The organism is Thermogymnomonas acidicola (assembly GCF_014646795.1).
Lineage (GTDB): Archaea > Thermoplasmatota > Thermoplasmata > Thermoplasmatales > Thermoplasmataceae > Thermogymnomonas > Thermogymnomonas acidicola.
In genome coordinates this window covers 337,654-353,990 of record NZ_BMNY01000001.1, presented here as the reverse complement: position 1 = coordinate 353,990, position 16,337 = coordinate 337,654, and the positions used below count along the sequence as shown (strand labels likewise).

General features: G+C 56.2%; 15 protein-coding genes. 9 read left to right on the top strand and 6 right to left on the bottom strand.

The features are described 5' to 3' along the window. Positions 1-130: 130 nt before the first annotated feature. The gene (locus tag IEW66_RS01800) at positions 131-964 is read right to left on the bottom strand and encodes an SPL family radical SAM protein (protein ID WP_188679792.1); all 834 of its coding nucleotides are present in this window, start codon (positions 962-964) and stop codon (positions 131-133) included. Continuing rightward, on the bottom strand, positions 945-2,216 hold the full coding sequence (locus tag IEW66_RS01795) for an Nre family DNA repair protein (protein WP_229657432.1): 1,272 nt from the start codon (positions 2,214-2,216) through the stop codon (positions 945-947). Before IEW66_RS01795 ends, IEW66_RS01800 begins: the two co-directional genes overlap by 20 nt. A 178-nt stretch (positions 2,217-2,394) precedes the next feature. Between IEW66_RS01795 and IEW66_RS01790 the strand changes: the two genes are divergently transcribed. The 7 genes from IEW66_RS01790 to lipB all read left to right on the top strand — a co-directional run bounded on the left by IEW66_RS01790 (position 2,395) and on the right by lipB (position 9,616). Continuing rightward, the gene (locus tag IEW66_RS01790; protein WP_188679790.1) at positions 2,395-3,489 is read left to right on the top strand and encodes a hypothetical protein; all 1,095 of its coding nucleotides are present in this window, start codon (positions 2,395-2,397) and stop codon (positions 3,487-3,489) included. Between the two features lie 185 nt (positions 3,490-3,674). Next, entirely contained in the window at positions 3,675-4,520 is an 846-nt protein-coding gene (lipA, locus tag IEW66_RS01785; RefSeq protein ID WP_188679788.1) for a lipoyl synthase, read from the top strand. A gap of 2 nt (positions 4,521-4,522) precedes the next feature. Next, positions 4,523-5,536: a thiamine pyrophosphate-dependent dehydrogenase E1 component subunit alpha gene (locus IEW66_RS01780; RefSeq protein ID WP_188679786.1), complete on the top strand. Its 1,014-nt coding sequence runs from the start codon at positions 4,523-4,525 to the stop codon at positions 5,534-5,536. A 2-nt stretch (positions 5,537-5,538) separates the two neighbouring features. Further along, a complete protein-coding gene (locus IEW66_RS01775; protein ID WP_188681155.1) occupies positions 5,539-6,498 on the top strand; it encodes an alpha-ketoacid dehydrogenase subunit beta in 960 nt (319 codons plus the stop codon). A 4-nt stretch (positions 6,499-6,502) separates the two neighbouring features. Next, positions 6,503-7,660, top strand: a complete 1,158-nt coding sequence (locus IEW66_RS01770; protein ID WP_188679784.1) for a dihydrolipoamide acetyltransferase family protein — start codon at positions 6,503-6,505, stop codon at positions 7,658-7,660. Beyond that, positions 7,660-8,982, top strand: a complete 1,323-nt coding sequence (gene lpdA / locus IEW66_RS01765) for a dihydrolipoyl dehydrogenase (RefSeq protein WP_188679782.1) — start codon at positions 7,660-7,662, stop codon at positions 8,980-8,982. The genes IEW66_RS01770 and lpdA overlap by 1 nt, the downstream gene beginning before the upstream one ends. Next, positions 8,948-9,616, top strand: a complete 669-nt coding sequence (gene lipB / locus IEW66_RS01760; protein ID WP_188679780.1) for a lipoyl(octanoyl) transferase LipB — start codon at positions 8,948-8,950, stop codon at positions 9,614-9,616. The genes lpdA and lipB overlap by 35 nt, the downstream gene beginning before the upstream one ends. Here lipB and IEW66_RS01755 read toward each other — a convergent pair. Then, positions 9,597-10,133, bottom strand: coding sequence for a cob(I)yrinic acid a,c-diamide adenosyltransferase (locus tag IEW66_RS01755; RefSeq protein WP_188679778.1), 537 nt, complete (start codon positions 10,131-10,133; stop codon positions 9,597-9,599). The two genes, lipB and IEW66_RS01755, sit on opposite strands and share 20 nt — an antisense overlap. 169 nt (positions 10,134-10,302) lie before the next feature. On the opposite strand from IEW66_RS01755, the gene IEW66_RS01750 reads away from it, so the two are divergent. Continuing rightward, positions 10,303-11,724 carry an MFS transporter gene (locus IEW66_RS01750; RefSeq protein WP_188679777.1) on the top strand — a complete coding sequence of 474 codons (1,422 nt, stop codon included), beginning with the start codon at positions 10,303-10,305 and terminating at the stop codon, positions 11,722-11,724. Positions 11,725-12,016: 292 nt separating this feature from the next. Further along, entirely contained in the window at positions 12,017-13,402 is a 1,386-nt protein-coding gene (locus IEW66_RS01745) for an MFS transporter (RefSeq protein WP_188679776.1), read from the top strand. 236 nt (positions 13,403-13,638) lie between these two features. Here IEW66_RS01745 and IEW66_RS01740 read toward each other — a convergent pair whose 3' ends face one another. From IEW66_RS01740 to IEW66_RS01730, 3 genes are read right to left on the bottom strand one after another with little or no spacing between them, the layout of a single operon-like run. Beyond that, a complete protein-coding gene (locus tag IEW66_RS01740; RefSeq protein ID WP_229657430.1) occupies positions 13,639-14,400 on the bottom strand; it encodes an MBL fold metallo-hydrolase in 762 nt (253 codons plus the stop codon). Next, entirely contained in the window at positions 14,387-15,523 is a 1,137-nt protein-coding gene (locus tag IEW66_RS01735) for an enolase C-terminal domain-like protein (protein ID WP_188679775.1), read from the bottom strand. Before IEW66_RS01735 ends, IEW66_RS01740 begins: the two co-directional genes overlap by 14 nt. A 45-nt stretch (positions 15,524-15,568) precedes the next feature. Then, positions 15,569-16,255: a helix-turn-helix domain-containing protein gene (locus IEW66_RS01730; RefSeq protein ID WP_188679774.1), complete on the bottom strand. Its 687-nt coding sequence runs from the start codon at positions 16,253-16,255 to the stop codon at positions 15,569-15,571. Between the last annotated feature and the right edge of the window lie 82 nt (positions 16,256-16,337).

The following is a 16,337-nucleotide window of genomic DNA, read 5'->3' as shown; positions in this document are numbered from 1 at the left end:
CACATGCGAGGCCTGTGGAGGCGATACAGGATACCATGTGGCTTGCCACCAGCATTTCTGTCCCAAGAACAGGAAAGTGTGCCATGGACTGGCCCTGAGGGGAAAAGGGCCCACCCTGCACCGGGGGCGTTCACTGCCCGGAGAAGTCGTCGAGGCTCGTCGACCTGAGGGTGTGCCTGCTCTCCTTCCACTGCACCCTCACCCTCACCCCCTCGCGCCTGCACCTCTCCACTATCCATGATGAAATCTCACTGTACCACTTACCGCCGGGCTCCACGCTCAATCCACCGAAGACCCTGCTCATCTCCATGTCCGAGAGCCTGTGCCTGTTGTATCTATCGAAGAAGATCTCGGAGTTGGTCTCTGCTGCCAGCCCTATGATCCTCTCCGCCTCCTCCCTGCTGTCGTTGTATCCCCTTATTATTGGCCCGTAGAATATCCATGTCCGTATCCCGTTCCTGGCCAGTTCCCTGAGCGCCCGGGCCCTGGCCTCAGGGGACGGGGTCTTCCTCTCCACCCTGAGGGCCGCCTCCATATCCAGGGTCGTTATGGTCAGGCCAACATCGACCATGTCCCTGTGTGCCTTCAGGAGGTCCAGGTCTCTGAGCACGAGAGGTGACTTGGTCTGTATGGTTGTGTAGAACCCGTTCCTGAGCAGTACCTCCTCGCACCCCCTGGAAAGCCTGAACTTGGCCTCCACAGCCTGGTAAGGATCTGTTATGGTGCCCAGGGCCACTATCCCTCTCCTCTTCCCCTTTATCTCCGCCTCCAGTAGGCTCACGATGTTCTTCCTGACTATCACGAAGTCCCCCCATGCCGCACCATCCGGGAAGCGCGTCATATCCATGGCGTAGCAGTAGGCGCAGGCGTGCTGGCAGCCAAGGTACGGGTTCAGCGCATAGTCGTTCTCGGGCATCCCGGAGCGTGAGAGTGCCCTCCTGGCCTCAGCCTCGATCACCATCATGCATGTCACCCATGAAGTGGTCAAGCGTCACCGAACGCAGGGCCTTGACCACATGTGACCTGGAGACCCACTTCTCAAGCGGTACCCTCATCCCGATGCTTGCGTGCCGGAGCGCCTCTGCCAGTGAGGAGAACCTCTCCGGCTTGGATCTGAACATCTCCCTCAGGTTCTCCCTGACGTACCACACCCCCACGGGCAGGTTGAAGCTGGGATAGATCTCCCTCCACAGGATGGGCGCTGCCTGCCTCCTCACAGCGTCGAGGTACTCGGCCACAGCGAGCCTCGCCGCGTAGTAGCACCCACCTATGTCAGGGTAGGTGTCACGCCCCCGGTAATCCTCGTAATCGATCATGACCTCCGGGTTCGTTCCCCAGAGATTCCATGTGCTCCCTGGGAACCAGGCCTCGCCCCACTCGTACCTCCATGTTGAAGGTGCGAGTATGCCCACAAAGAGGTTGCCAGGCGTCTCCCTCCTGAAGACCAGGAACTCCCCGAGCTCGCTGTAACCCTTTATCCTCCTTACAAGGGCATCTGAGAGTGTGCTGTCAACAGCGGTGATGGCCCACCTTGTCGGCACTAGTCTTCTCCTCCTGCCCGTGCCGAGGGCACCCACGCTGAGAGCCCTGGTCAGCTGGCTGACCGTGACACCGCTCCTGTAGAGCGATGACATGGCCTCACTGGCCAGTAGATCGGTGTCGTAGAAGGCCTTCTCTACCCTCTGGTCCGCCTTAGATTCTGATATGGCGATCTTTTGCAGGGGTGCAGAGGGGCCCATGGGAGGCGTGTCCTCACTCAGCCTCACACTCCTCTCGCTGAACGGCTTCGAGACCCTCATGTCGATCTCCACAGGCCTGGAGGAGATGGCCATGACCTGTATCTCCTGCATCGTGTAGTCCGGGTTTGCCACTGAAACGTCCCTCACCTGCATGCCGCCCCGGAGCAGGGATAGCCTCATGGAGAGGAACTCCTCCATGTCCATGGAGAGCCACCTGCCGGAATCTTCGTAGAGCATTGTGTCCCCCACGACCGGAGGGGCCGATGGGTAAACCCTCACCTTGGGGTAGCTGTGCCGGCCCACGAACACAGACGGTGGCGACGACCCGTATACCTCGTTCCCTGTCACGCTCGTAACCCTGGGCTTCAGTGTGTTGGCCACCTCGATGGGGCAGAACGTCAGGCCGCACAGCAGCTTCCCTCCCCTGCACACCATGCAGAGCTGGGGAGGGATCTTCATCCCCACCTTCACGTCCACGGTTAAAGAGCCATTCCACTTATAAATAGGTTGGTCTTACACGCAGGCTCAGAGTTCGGGCATGTCAGGGCAGATATGGCCTTTGGCCACAGTCCCGGGCTGAAACGACCTCTGAATGGCCCGCATCACATTTATTATGGCCAAAACCTATACAATCTGGCCAGGGGTAAATAGGCGTTTGAACATAATAAGGAAGGAATCGCAGGCTGTCTCAATATTCGGGGACGCGGGATCTGATCAAAAGGTGATGGGGAGTGGTGGCTATGACATAGTACGTGAAACGATCTCGCAGGTCAGCGAATCCCTGGCCGGCAAGACAAGGAGAAAGGCATTCTGGGTTGTCGCCAGGGTCCAGGAGGACATGAACCCTCTCATGCTCCATTTCTGCAGGGAGCTCCTCTCCGCTGGCATAACGCCAGTCTACACTAGGGACTTCTCCGAGGCCTTTTCCGTCGACGGCAAATATGCCCTTATTTTCCAGGTACCGGGTGGTCAGGCCGGGGCCAGGCTGGTGCGGCATGTGTTCGACTCGGAATCCAAGCTGCCGGTGCCAGCTGTCTTCTTCTCCACCCAGGACGTGTGGGCCAGGGCCTTCTCTGCAAACCTCCTGTACACCTCAAGGCCCTCAGGAAGGGACAGGCGGTACCTTTACCTCCGCATAGCATCAATCCTGTTTGTCACCTCAATAGTCCTGACGGTGGCCCTGCACTTCTTCCTCCAGCTTTCAAGCGGCCGCCTGCAGTCAAGGGTCTCGTCTGTATCGGATATACTCTCCGTGGGCTTCTTCCTCATCGACCTCACTGCGTATTACCTTATGAGCTATTCCATAAGCCTGCTGAGCAGGACGAAGCTCCTCGTGTTCCTCCTCTCCATGCCCGTGTTCGTCATAGTCGTCCTCCAGATCCCGCTGACAATACTGGGCCTCAACGTGCCCCTGCCACCCGTTATGTTCATAGAGCCATTCCAGTCTCTACCGCTTGTCTTCTTTGTATTCTACACCCTGATCGCCATCACGCTCACAGGCGGGAGGTCATGGGTAATGCCCGTCGCTGCGCTCATCATATATGCCGGCGCAATTACGGCTGTCAGTGGAAACTACATCCTCTTGCCCGCGCTCTCCATAAGGCACTTGGTCAACGTGTCCTCATCGATACACGGCATGCTACAGCTGGTAACGGTGCTTGTGGCCACCGTTGTGACAACCTTCCTCCTTGTGTTCTCCATGGTCAGGCAGGGGAGGCCGCGCGGCCCCAGGACGGGCAGTGCACCATGACCGCTATGGAGTGTCTATGCAAAATATTCAACTAGAATAAAAGCACAATGTAAAATACTCATATAAAACCGGAAAAAGTGATCGTGAGGGTCCCGGGGATCACTGAATTGAGAAAAATATACATGCAGGGGCATTTTTCAGTAGGCTGAACGATAGATTAGAATATACAGAGTGCATACGTACACGTGAAACCGGAATACGCAAAGGTATACATCCCAGGCGGTGAGAATTATGCCCACATAAAGAAGACGCTCAGGAGCAGGGCGCTCTTCACTGTGTGCGAGGAGGCCAGGTGCCCCAACATCGCGGAGTGCTGGGACAGCGGCACCGCCACCTTCATGATCATGGGCGGCATCTGCACCAGGGGATGCCGCTTCTGTTCCGTGACGCACGGACACCCCATGCCACTTGACCCCGATGAGCCCAGGAAGGTGTACGAGAGTGTCATTGCCATGGGCCTTGACTATGTCGTCATAACTTCTGTGGACAGGGACGACCTGCCTGACCAGGGCGCATCGCACTTCGCGAGTGTCATAAGGGAGGTGAAGAAGACCGGTGCAGTGGTTGAAGTCCTGATACCAGACTTCCAGGGGAGGGAGGATCTCCTGGACATCGTGATCGATGCGCAGCCGTCCGTGATCGCGCATAACATAGAGACCGTGGAACGCCTCACTCCTTCAGTGCGTGACAGGAGGGCATCATACAGGCAGTCTCTCCACGTGCTCCGCTACATCAAGGAGAGGTCGGGCATAACCACGAAGTCGTCTATAATGCTTGGCCTGGGAGAGACAGATGAGGAGGTTGAAAGGGCCCTGGACGACCTCCGCCAGGCGGGTGTCGACATAGTGACCATAGGCCAGTACCTAAGGCCGAGCAGGAGGCAGATGCCCGTGGTGGAGTACAGCAGCATGGAGCGCTTCAGGAAAATGGAGAGGGTTGCGTATTCCAAGGGTTTCTCTTACGTTGCATCCGGGCCGCTGGTCCGCTCTTCATACAGGGCGGCAGAGGCCTGGGTATCCAGGAGGTATTGAACATGTCAGAGGTTGTGAGTGAGCAGGAGGAAAAGGAACTCTTCGTGAGGGCGTACAGCGCGATGGTCCTGGGGAGGACGCTGGACAAGAAGATAATGACTGCGCAGAGGCAGGGCCGTGTGGGCTTCTATGTGCCGTCGATGGGGCAGGAGGCCACGCAGGCTGGCCTCGGCATGGCATTACGTCCAGAGGACAGGGTCTTCCAGTATTACAGGGACATCACCCTGATGATATACCGGGGTGTTGACATAGATATTATCCTAAACCAGATATTCGGGAACGCTAGGGACCTGGCAAAGGGGAGGCAGATGCCGAGCCACCTGATGGCCACCGAGGGCAACTTCTTCTCTGTCCCGAGCCCGGTGGGAACCAACCTGCCCCTTGCTGTTGGCTCTGCCTATGCCAGGCGCTACAGGAAGCTTCCCGGCATAGTCGCAGCAACGTTCGGCGATGGGGCATCGTCCACACCCGACTTCCACGCTGCAATGAACTTTGCCTCCGTCTACAACCTTCCAGTCCTCTTCGTCTGCGAGAACAACCGCTGGGCCATATCTCTTCCATACGAGAAGCAGTCGAAGGTAGAGGTATGGAAGAAGGCCGAGGCCTACGGCATGCCTGGTGCGAAGGTAGATGGCAACGACTTCATAAGGACATACAGGGTCTGCAGGGAGGCGGTCGAGTACGTGAGGTCCGGGAGGGGGCCGTACCTGGTGGAGGCTGTCAGTTACAGGATGGGCCCGCACTCCACATCTGACGACCCGAGCAAGTACAGGGATAACGCCATTGAAGAGGGGAGCGACCAGGACCCCCTTGTCATTGCGGAGAAGAGCCTCATAGCCTTAGGGTACATAACAAAAGAGAAGTCCGAAAAGCTATGGGAGGAGGCCAAGAAACTGGTCGACTCTAGGTTCGAGGAGCTTGAAAAGGTACCGGCCCCAGAGCCGAGGACGCTCTTCGATGACGTCTACAAGGAGATGACCTGGAACCTGAAGGAGGAGATGGAGGAGATACTATGATGATGAACATGGTTCAGGCCATAAACTCCACTCTGGACCAGAGGATGGCAGGCGATGACAGGATAGTGATACTGGGCGAGGATGTTGGCAGGGACGGCGGCGTCTTCAGGGTCACCGACGGGCTCCAGGCCAAGTACGGCCCTGAGAGGGTCATAGACACTCCACTGGCAGAGCTTGGCATCGTGGGAATGGCAATAGGCATGGCTCTGGAGGGCCTCAGGCCGGTGCCGGAGATACAGTTTCAGGACTTCATATACACTGCGTTCGACCAGATAGTGAACCAGATGGCCAAGATCAGGTACAGGACTGGCGGGGCGAACAGTGTGCCCCTGGTACTCAGGACGCCAGTTGGTGGAGGCATAAAGGGCGGGCTCTACCACTCACAGAGCGGCGAGTCATATTTCGTCCACACAGCCGGCCTCACGGTGGTGAGCCCATCGAACCCCTACGATGCGAAGGGCCTCCTTAACTCCTCGCTCGACCTCGACGACCCCGTGATCTTCCTGGAGCCCAAGCGCCTCTACAGGTCGCAGAAGGTGGAGGTGCCGGAGGAGGAGTTCAGGGTGCCACTGGGTAAGGCGGGTGTCCTCAACACTGGCGATGATGTGTCCATAATAACCTACGGCTCGATGGTTCCCACGGTCATGGCCACGGTGAAGGGGGGCAACATAAACGCGGACGTCATCGATCTCAGGACGCTGTGGCCCCTGGATATAGAGACGATCATATCGAGTGTGAAGAAGACTGGGAGGGTCGTGATAGTTCACGAGGCCCCCAGGACGTTGGGCCTCGGTGCAGAGGTCTCTGCCCTGATTGCGGAGAGGGCAATAGAGTACCTCTATGCACCGATAGTCAGGGTGACTGGGCCGGACACGCCGTTTCCATACAGGCTGGAGGACATCTACCTTCCAAACGAGAGGAGGATACTGGCAGCAATAAAGAGGGTAATGGAGTTCAGGTGACAGCATGTACGAGTTCAGGCTACCGGACATAGGGGAAGGCGTATCTGAAGGTGAAATAGTGAAGTGGCACGTCAGGGAAGGAGACCGCATAAGGAAAGACCAGGACATGGTAGAGGTCATGACTGACAAGGTCACAGTCAAGATACCCTCTCCTATCGAAGGAGTGGTGAAATCGATAAAGTACCCTGAAGGCTCTGTGGTGAAGGTCGGCACAGTCCTCATAGAGATAAGCACGGAAGGCGAAGTGGCGTCTCCTAAGCCGGCGGAGGCAAAGGAGGCCCGTGAGGTGCCGGTGCAGGTACAGAGGCCAGCAGGGGCCACCCGTGTCCTCGCCTCGCCAGCGGTGAGGCGCATCGCCCGGGAGAGGGGCATAGACCTCACTGTGATCAAGGGATCGGGGCCGAACGGCAGAGTGACACTTGACGACCTCAGGGCAGCGGAGAGTGCTAGGGCCACAAGAAGCGAGACTGCAAAAGTGAGCACTCAAATGGTTACTGCTGAGGAGGATCAGATCCTCGAAATAAGGGGTCTCAGGCGCCTCATATTCGAGAAGATGTCCAAGGCCAAGAGTGAGATGCCCCACTTCATGGTCAGCGAGAGGTTCGACGTGACCCACCTCAAAGCGATAATAGACGACCTCGGGAAGAGGGGCAGCAGGGTGACATACACGTCAATGTTCATAAAGGCAGTGAGCGTGGCCCTCAGGGACTACCCGTACCTGAACGCGATATACGACGAGGCGAACAGGAGGTACCTGCTGAAGAAGAGGTACAATATAGGCATGGCGGTTGACACGGAGCAGGGCCTCACAGTGGCCGTGGTGAAGGACGCTGACAGGAAGAGCATCATGCAGATAGCAAGCGAGGTCAGGGACCTAGCGGAGAGGGCAAGGAAGGGCCAGCTGACACTGGAGGAGGTGCAGGGATCAACTTTCACAGTATCGAATGTTGGCAGCATAGGTGGCCTCTTCTCCACACCCATAATAAACTACCCTGAGGTCGCAATACTTGCCATGCACAGGGCATTCCAGGAAGGAGAGCGCTTCTTCATGTACTGCTCTCTCTCCTGCGACCACAGGCTCATAGACGGTGCCATGGCCACAAGGTTCCTGATAAGGCTCAAAGAGCTCATAGAGAACCCGTACCTCTTCATGGTGGTCTGATGCCGGAATACGATGCGGTGATAATAGGCGCCGGGCCTGGGGGTTATGCTGCAGCCATAAGGCTCGGCCAGAAGGGCAAGAAGGTAGCCCTGGTTGAGAAGGACAGGATAGGCGGGGAGTGTCTTAACTACGGGTGCATACCGTCAAAGGCACTCATAGAGATGGCCAACTCGATCCACTACCTTAGATCGCTGCCTGGCGTTAGCCTCGACCTCAGGATCGACATGGAGAGGTGGCAGGAGTGGAAGTGGAACATGATCAGGCGCCTCACCGGCGGCGTCGAGGTACTATGCAGGTCATACGGCGTGGAGATCGTGCAGGGCGAGGCCAGGATAGTGGACAGGAACACTGTCACAGTGGGGGGAAGGACACTGTCGTGCAGCAACCTCATAATAGCAACAGGCTCCTCTCCTGTGAAGTTGAGGGGAATGGAGTGGGCGATGCACAACAGGGAAGTCCTGGACATGAAGCGCATCCCTGAGAGCATAATCATAGTTGGCGGTGGCTACATAGGCATAGAGATCGGAACGGCACTTTCCAAGCTTGGGTCGTCTGTGACAATAGTGGAGATGATGCCCTCTGTGCTACCTGGAGTGGACAGGGAGATCGTGAAGCTGGTGGAGAGGCGCCTATCTGAGCTCAGGGTGAACGTATACACAGGCAGGAAGGTCGCATCTGCGGTTAAGGAGGGCAGGGTGAAGGCCACGCTCGACGACGGAACGGTGCTGGAGGCAGAGGAACTCCTGGTCACTGTGGGCAGGACCCCGAACACACAGGGCTTCGGCCTCGAGAACCTGGGCCTCAGGATGGACGGCAAGTTCATATGGACGGACAGCAGGAAGAGGACTTCCGTGGACGGTGTATGGGCAATAGGCGACGTCACAACGGGCCCCATGCTGGCCCACAAAGCATATTATGAGGCCGATGTTGTTGCCGATAATATATGCGGAGTTGACACCGTGGTGGACTACAGAGCCATGCCCTTCGTGATATTCAGCGACCCCGAGGTCGCCTACACTGGCGCTCTTGAGGGCAGGGCAACATCCATCCCGCTGGCCGCCAATGGCAGGTCGCTGGGCCTGAACGAGACCACAGGTGCTTACAGGCTCTACTTCGACGAGCAGGGGAACATCAACGGTGGAGCCATAGTGGCCCCACATGCCTCGGAGATGATATCCGAAATATCGCTGGCTGTTGAGTCTGGGCTCAACGCCATGGACATAGGCCTGACGATACACCCGCACCCAACGGTCTCGGAGGGTATAAAGGAGAGTGCGGAGGAGCAGTATGGAAAGCCACTCCACTTCAAACCTCGCGGTTGACCTTGGCACAGTCGAATACAGTTACTGCCACTCCATCCAGAGAAACCTCGTCTCACTCAGGAAGGAGGGGAGGGTCGGCAACACGATCCTCTTCTGCGATCATGATCCTCCAGTGTACACGATAGGCAGGAAGGCGGAAAGGTCGAACTACTCCGGCGTAGATGTGATAGAGGTGGAGCGGGGAGGCGACGTGACGTACCACTGCAAAGACCAGATAGTGGCCTACTACGTCTTCAGCGTTATGCGTGAGGGGAGGAGGGACGTTGGCCTCCTTATCAGATCCGTGGAGCAGTCGGTCATAGACGCCCTGGAGGACCAGGGCATACATGCCTACAGGGGATCGGAACCGGGCATCTGGGTGTCAGGCAGGAAGGTTTGCTCCATAGGCCTTGCGATAGATGGGGAAGTGAGCTTCCATGGCTCTGCACTGAACACATCGGAGGCTGCAATGAATGGATTCTACAGGATCAACCCCTGCGGCCTCTCGCCATCCGTGATGGGCTGGGTTAGCGTGGACAGAAAGCTCTACATACAGTCAGTCATCAGGTCCCTGGGCCCCATGTATGGCCCCTTCAGGCTTGTGGACAGGGAGGAGTTCCTCCAGGGCCTGGGCCTCAGTCCCCTTCCTTCCTGAACCTCCATATCCTCTCGGTTATCCCGAGCCTCCTGTTGCTTGCCAGTGCCATCATGAAGAGGAGCGAGGAGAGCCTGTTCAGGTACGCTAGTATGGTGCCTTCGAAGCCCAGCTCCGTCCTTAGTGAGACAGCGAGCCTCTCAAGCCTCCTCACGACCGTCCTGCATATGTGCAGGGAAGTTGCCTCCTCTGACCCGTCCGGCACCACGAATAGGTCGATCCTGCCTATCTCCTTCCTGTATTCCAGCGTCCTCTCCTCCAGCCAGTCAACCCTAGACCTGTCGATGTGCCTTCCGGCCCCCTCGCTCGTTATTTCTTCTCCTATTGTGAACAGGTCTTCCTGAACCGTCCTGAGGTCCTGCCTGATATCTTCCCACCTGGTCTTGACCGTTGCGAAGCCTATGAACGATATTGTCTCGTCTATCGTTCCCTCAAGGTTTATCAGGGAAGAGGACTTTGCGACCCTCTTCCTCGACCCAGTGTCTGTCTCTCCCTGGTCTCCTCTCCTCGTGAACACGTTGGGGTTAGGGTGGCCCCTGTGATAACCTTTGCCTATGCGTACCTGCAGGACCATTTTCCCGTATACTATATAGTGTACACCAACTCTAAATACTCAAAGTGGCTATATAGGTGGATATAGAATATAGTGGATCACTTATTACCCTTAACAGTGATCACATACTGTAATGGAGTTAGGGTCAAGGGAGTTGCTTGATAAGTATGACAGGTCTGGCATAACCCGCCTCCACCTAAGGATGGTCTTCATATCCGGCATGGGCTTCCTGACAGACGCCTATGACCTTTTCGTCCTCAGCACGGCCCTGCCAATCCTGGTATCGTTTTTCGGAATAACGGCTTCGCACAACATCTTCAGCTCAGCCCAGGTCTCCTTCCTGGGGCTCCACATCTCATCTGTCACACTGGAGGAGGGCCTTCTTGGCTCCATCGCACTCTTCGGCGCTTTCATCGGTGCCTTCGTATTCGGCAGGATGGCGGACAGGTTCGGGAGAAAGGTCATGTATGTTGTCGACCTGTCCATAATGACCGCATTTGCCCTCATTTCCGCTTTCTCAAGCAGTGTCCCCATGCTGATGGCCTCAAGGTTCTTCCTGGGCATGGGCATAGGTGGTGACTACCCTGTCAGTTCCACGCTCATGAGCGAGTACTCCGGCATAAGGCACAGGGGCAAGCTGGTATCCATGGTATTTGCCATGCAGGGCTTCGGCCTCCTCCTGGGTGCCATGGTCGGTGTGCTTAGTGTGGCCTTCCTGCCCCTCGGTGTGGCTTGGAGGGTCATGCTGGGGGCAGGGGCGGTACCGTCTGCGGCCGTAATATACTTCAGGTCAAAGGTTGACGAGACGCCCAGGTTCAGGGTAGTTTCGTCTGAGCGCCCCGAGGCCAGGGAGAAGGTAAGGCTCAGCAGGTACTGGCTTCCAATACTCGGCACAGCGGGCAGCTGGTTTCTCTTCGACATGGCATTTTACGGGACATCTATAAACAACGGCCTCGTCCTCTCCTACCTGGGATACGGCACAGTCGTGGGCAACATAAGGGCCACTATACTGAACATAGCAATAGGCAACGCCCTCATCGCCTCTGTGTTCTCTGTGCCGGGGTACTGGATCGCTGTGGGCACCATAGACAGGGTCGGCAGGAAGACGTTGCAGTGGCTCGGGTTCTCTGTGATGGCAGCTGTCTATTTCATCATTGCTACGCACTACAGGGGACTCTTGGACGCAATATACATGTTCATAGCGCTCTACGGTGTTTCATTCTTGTTCGGTAACATCGGGCCAAACACCACCACGTTCATACTCCCAACCGAGCTTTTCCCAACAGAGATAAGGACCACGGGGCACGGGATAGCCTCAGGATCTGCCAAGTTCGGCGCTGGCCTGTTCACGCTCATGCTTCCTTCCATAATGGCCTCCATGGGAGTTCCGAACCTCATGCTCATTCTTGGCTCCATATCTGTGGCAGGCATGGTACTGACGCTGTTCGCGATAAAGGAGACAAAGAACGAGAGGCTGGAGGAGACGTCGAGCCTTTCAGGTTACGGCATCCTTGCATATGGAAAGAGCACTGCCACGAAGACAGGCAAGAAATAACCAACAGTGCCTGTTCTCTGCATGGAATCTAAAGTTCCTCCAGAGACATGTTGAACTAGATCATTTCTCTTATGAAATGCACCCATAGTTTCTTTAAGGCAGGCAGTCCCTCATTCAAGATTCTGCCCGCTCTTAACTGAAAACACTTTCATAGTTGCAGCTCTACGCCAGGCAATACTGTTCTTAATACCTCTCTTTTTAAAATGGGATCTGGCGACGCGCACACCTAAGTACATATTAGTTTGGACTGTTATTAATATATTTCATGGTGTTAAAAAAATGGTCGGTTCCGATGACTGAGATTGAAAACCTCGACAACGCAGAACTTTCCTCAAGGCACTTCAGCTGGACTTTTATAGCCTCCCTTGGGGACTTCCTGGACGCTGGGATGTTCGCGGGCACAGGTATAACACTTGGGGCGATCTCGGCCCTCCTCCACTTCACCACCTTCGAGGACGGGCTGCCGGCACTGATCACGCTCCTGGGCACAGCATTCGGCGCGCTGGCGTTCGGGAGGCTCGGTGACCTATATGGCAGGAAGTACATCTATCAGGTCGATATGATAATATACGCAGTGGCATCGATACTCCTTGCCATCACCGGAGTCTTCCCGACACGCATGATCAACACCGTGTGGGCCATGATATTCTATGCACTCATAGGCATTGCAGTGGGCGCCGATGTCCCGACCTCCTGGAGCCTGATATCTGAGTTCGCCCCGAAGAGGAGCAGGGGCAGGTTATTCTCCATAACGAATGTGATGTGGTACGTGGGCGTCCTCATCGAGCTTGGCATATCCATAGCCCTTGTGAACACAGGTATGGTGCTCTTCAGGGTCATATGGATACTCCTGGGCCTCGTTGCGATCTTCTCCTGGTTCATGAGGCGCAGGCTCGCAGAGTCCCCGAGGTTCCAGATAATGAAGGGTGAGAATGAGGAAGTGCGGAATACCCTGAAGCAGCTTGGGATCAACGCAACGGGTGCAGAGAGGAAGGAATCATACAGCAGGCACCAGTATGTGGAGCTCTTCACAAAATACGGCAGCTTTGTGGCCTTCGCATGGTTCCTGTACCTGATGTGGGGCATCCCGGCATCGACTTACGGCGAATTCTTCCCTTACATATTCAACTCACTGCACCTTGTCTCCGCAAGGGCAACGTTCGCCTTCGAGGCAATATACTTCGGCAGTGCGATAGTCCCAGGTCTCCTGATATTCTACTTCCTCTCTGACAGGCTGAACGTGGGCCGTGTACCACTTTACCTGATAAGTGCGGCAATGTCCATGGTTTCATTCTACCTGCTCGTCTATCCTCCGTTCCTGAGGAACGTGGCCGTACTACTGGTGTCCTTCCTCCTGTTCGGAATAGGTCAGGGGCTCGGTGTGTGGCCAATAACCAGGCTACTCTCGATAGAGCACTTCCCCACGAGCATAAGGGACTCTGGCCAGGGTTTCGTCTGGTTCACTATGCGTTTCGAGGCAGGCATATTCGGCCTGTTCACGCCGCTCATAGTGGGTGCGAACGGCCAGCATGTGGAGTACATTGGATGGATAGCGGGGACGTTCTTCCTGCTTGCACTCATAGTGGTCGGGGTCATGTCAAGGGTCGCGCCCTTCTATGTGAAGACAGAGGGCAGATCCCTCGAGGAGACCTCCAGGGACAGTGAGGTGGTAGGCTGATATAGGCCCCTTTAAAATTCGCCCTTCAATTTTTTCAGGCTCGCTCAGCTTTCTTTTACTGCGGTACCCATATTATCTGGGCATTTCCAGGCATTCGCTGGAAGTGCATGGCACCGGTTCCCCGCAGCGGTGTGCGCAGGAACGCCAACTGGATGGACGCGATCACGGTTCAGAGCTGCCGGTACTGAACTCCACAGGGGGTTGGCGGCTCTGTTTTCCACCTTAAATTGGACTGGCTAAGCAATGTCGCCTTCCGGTGTGTCCGGATCGTACAGGGCGAAGAACCTCATGCCCTTCAGCATCCTGTAAGCCCTCAGGCACTCCCTGAGGTCCTCCGCAATCCCTATGGGCCTCATCGTCTCCACGTTCTTTCTCTTGAACGCCGCATCAGTGAAGGCGACCTCGCCGGCCGGCGTCCTTACCACGAAGATGACGCTCGACCTGTGGTGGCACCCGACCTGTATGGCCCTGATGCCGGGTACCAGCTCGCTATCCACATCCTCATAGATAACGAGGCGTTCACGGGCCTCGAACATTATGTAACTCAGGACTCCCGGCGGCATGAACAGATCCCTGTTCTTGATCTCAGCATCCTCCTGCGCCACCACATCCTCTACCCACCCACGTTTTGGTAGGAATATCCTGGCATTCCTGAACTCCGCCATCCTGCCAACGGTGTAGTCCTGTATGGGTGTGACGCTCAGGTTCCTTATCTCCTCCGGCCTGAAGCCTGCAGCACTGAGCATGGAAACAGAATCCCGTGCTTCGAAGACCGCCCTTTCGCCTGCAAAGAGTACCATCTCCCTGTTCCTCACGCTCAGGTCCTCAGGAAGGCCGGTGTTGATCAGAAAGTTCGTGGAATCGTTGTAGGCCAGCACCATGTGGAAGTGAAGCTCCTCCCAGGTGTCCCACCCCCTCATCCAAGTCACCTCAGGGCCCGGCACCTGGCACCTTCCCACCTTGAATATCTTCACGTGGAATGTGTCACTCGAAGTCATACTTCACTCCGAAGCCCGGTTCCCTGGAGAGGGTTATGAAGCCTCCATGCGGTTTCGGCAGGTTCACAGCATGCTGCTCCAGCCACTCCCTGTACTTTGTCAGGTACTCAGCCATGGGTGTGACGTGCACCGGTTCTGAGATTATGCAGTGGAGGTTGTATATGTTGCTGGTGTGCGGTATCACGACCGCACCAAAGGCCTCTGCGAGTGCGGCGACCTTCATCATTGGCGTGATTCCACCGACCCACAGGGCGTCGGGCTGGAGTATCCTGACACCTGACTGCAGGAGCCTCAGGAAATCGTACACGTGGTAGTGGTGCTCCCCTGCAGAAATCCTTGTCCCTACCCTCCTCGTCAGGTACCTGTAACCCTCAAAATCATCAGGGAGGAGGGGCTCCTCCATCCATGACAATTCGTACCTCTCCGCCCTGCTCAGCATCCTCTCGGCAAAGTTCACGTTCCACGACATCCAGGCGTCCGCGGCGAGTTCTATGTCATACCCTATGGCTTCCCTCACCGTCTTCAGGAGCTCCAGGTTCTTCTCCACACCGAAGGGGTCGGCTGGACCGGCTATGAACCTCATCTTCATCGCCCTGTAGCCCTCCTCCACGTAGCCCAGCGCCTCTTTCTCCAGTTCATCCTTTGGCAGGGGGTGGAGGTGGCTCGCATAGGCCCGTATCCTTTCCCTGGTTGGCCCTCCCAGGAGTGTGTACACCGGGACGGACAGGCTCCTGGCGAGCGCATCGTACATGAGGACATTGATGGCGCTCAGGGCATGCATGGCAAGGCCCGCCCTTCCAACGGGCAGTGTGTACCTGTAGAGCATGTCCCAGGTCGCCTTGATGTCGCTGGCCTCCCTCCCCTTCAGGAGGTGCGATATTCCCATGGCAAAGTCAGCCACCTGCCTGGATACAGCCATGAGGCTGTAAGACCCGTCCTCCAGCCCCAGTCTCAGGAACGCAACTTCGTGCATCAGCGCAGCGTCCACCGGCGAGACCTCGCCCAGGAAATCCTTGTAAGGGTCTGTGGGCTTCACATAAGGATACACGGGCTGGGTGGCCCTCTCAACCCTCTCCACTGATAGGCCGCTGATCTTCAGGCCTGTGCTCTTGAGGCTCTCCATACTGACTTCAGGGGAATGCAAAAAATAAAGTGGCATCCATAAATGTTAGGAACACTTCAGTGTGTCCCGGACCTTCATCATGATCTTGCGCTCCGCCTTTCTCAGGTATTCCTCAACCGTCGCCTTGGACAGGCCAGTTACCCTGGTCAGGTCCTCGAGGTGTGCCCTCTTGGGTATGTCGTAGTACCCGCTGTCCAGCGCCTTCATGACGACCTCCCTCTCCTGGGGCGTGAGCACCATGGCAACTCCAACCATGGACCTGGGGTCGATCTCCCTGGAGACGAACCTCTTCACCTCTCCCAGCCTTTCCAGCCTGCTCCTTATGTCACTGACGAAATTTTTCTCTACCACTATGGATATGTTCTCAAGGCCCCCCTCAACCAGGTCCGTCCTCATAATAACTGGATAAGAGTTCAGTATGCCGGATACCATGCCGTGGAACCTCTCGCTTATGTTCAGCTTGAAGATCTCGTCGGTCACCCTCGAGACTGAGATGACATCGTAAAGTGTGTCGCTCTTCCTTATCGACCTTAGCAGGGGCCTCAGGTCGGACGAGTTTCTCAGCCGCAGCTGTATGATGCCGTATATGTTGTCCTTCTCAGGATCTGATCTCGTGTAGAGAGTTGTGATCTGTGCCTTGTATGACGCTATGAGGTTTGTCCAGCAGTCCTCGTGCGTGATGGTGAAGTTGATGATTGCGAACCCCTCGTCCTGTGGAATATTGAATCTCATATCCTCACATGTACACATGTTTTTGTTAAATATCTTTTCACCGGCATATACTACCCTATCCATACCTTTCTGTACGCAGAAC

What these genes read in the sequence shown, in the direction of transcription:
- IEW66_RS01780 (WP_188679786.1), top strand. Translation starts at nt 4,523, where the DNA reads ATGTCAGAGGTTGTGAGTGAGCAGGAGGAAAAGGAACTCTTCGTGAGG.
- IEW66_RS01770 (WP_188679784.1), top strand. Translation starts at nt 6,503, where the DNA reads ATGTACGAGTTCAGGCTACCGGACATAGGGGAAGGCGTATCTGAAGGT.
- IEW66_RS01740 (WP_229657430.1), bottom strand. Translation starts at nt 14,400, where the DNA reads ATGACTTCGAGTGACACATTCCACGTGAAGATATTCAAGGTGGGAAGG.
- IEW66_RS01730 (WP_188679774.1), bottom strand. Translation starts at nt 16,255, where the DNA reads ATGAGATTCAATATTCCACAGGACGAGGGGTTCGCAATCATCAACTTC.
- IEW66_RS01750 (WP_188679777.1), top strand. Translation starts at nt 10,303, where the DNA reads ATGGAGTTAGGGTCAAGGGAGTTGCTTGATAAGTATGACAGGTCTGGC.
- IEW66_RS01735 (WP_188679775.1), bottom strand. Translation starts at nt 15,523, where the DNA reads ATGGAGAGCCTCAAGAGCACAGGCCTGAAGATCAGCGGCCTATCAGTG.
- lpdA (WP_188679782.1), top strand. Translation starts at nt 7,660, where the DNA reads ATGCCGGAATACGATGCGGTGATAATAGGCGCCGGGCCTGGGGGTTAT.
- IEW66_RS01745 (WP_188679776.1), top strand. Translation starts at nt 12,017, where the DNA reads ATGACTGAGATTGAAAACCTCGACAACGCAGAACTTTCCTCAAGGCAC.
- lipB (WP_188679780.1), top strand. Translation starts at nt 8,948, where the DNA reads ATGGAAAGCCACTCCACTTCAAACCTCGCGGTTGACCTTGGCACAGTC.
- IEW66_RS01775 (WP_188681155.1), top strand. Translation starts at nt 5,539, where the DNA reads ATGAACATGGTTCAGGCCATAAACTCCACTCTGGACCAGAGGATGGCA.
- IEW66_RS01800 (WP_188679792.1), bottom strand. Translation starts at nt 964, where the DNA reads ATGATGGTGATCGAGGCTGAGGCCAGGAGGGCACTCTCACGCTCCGGG.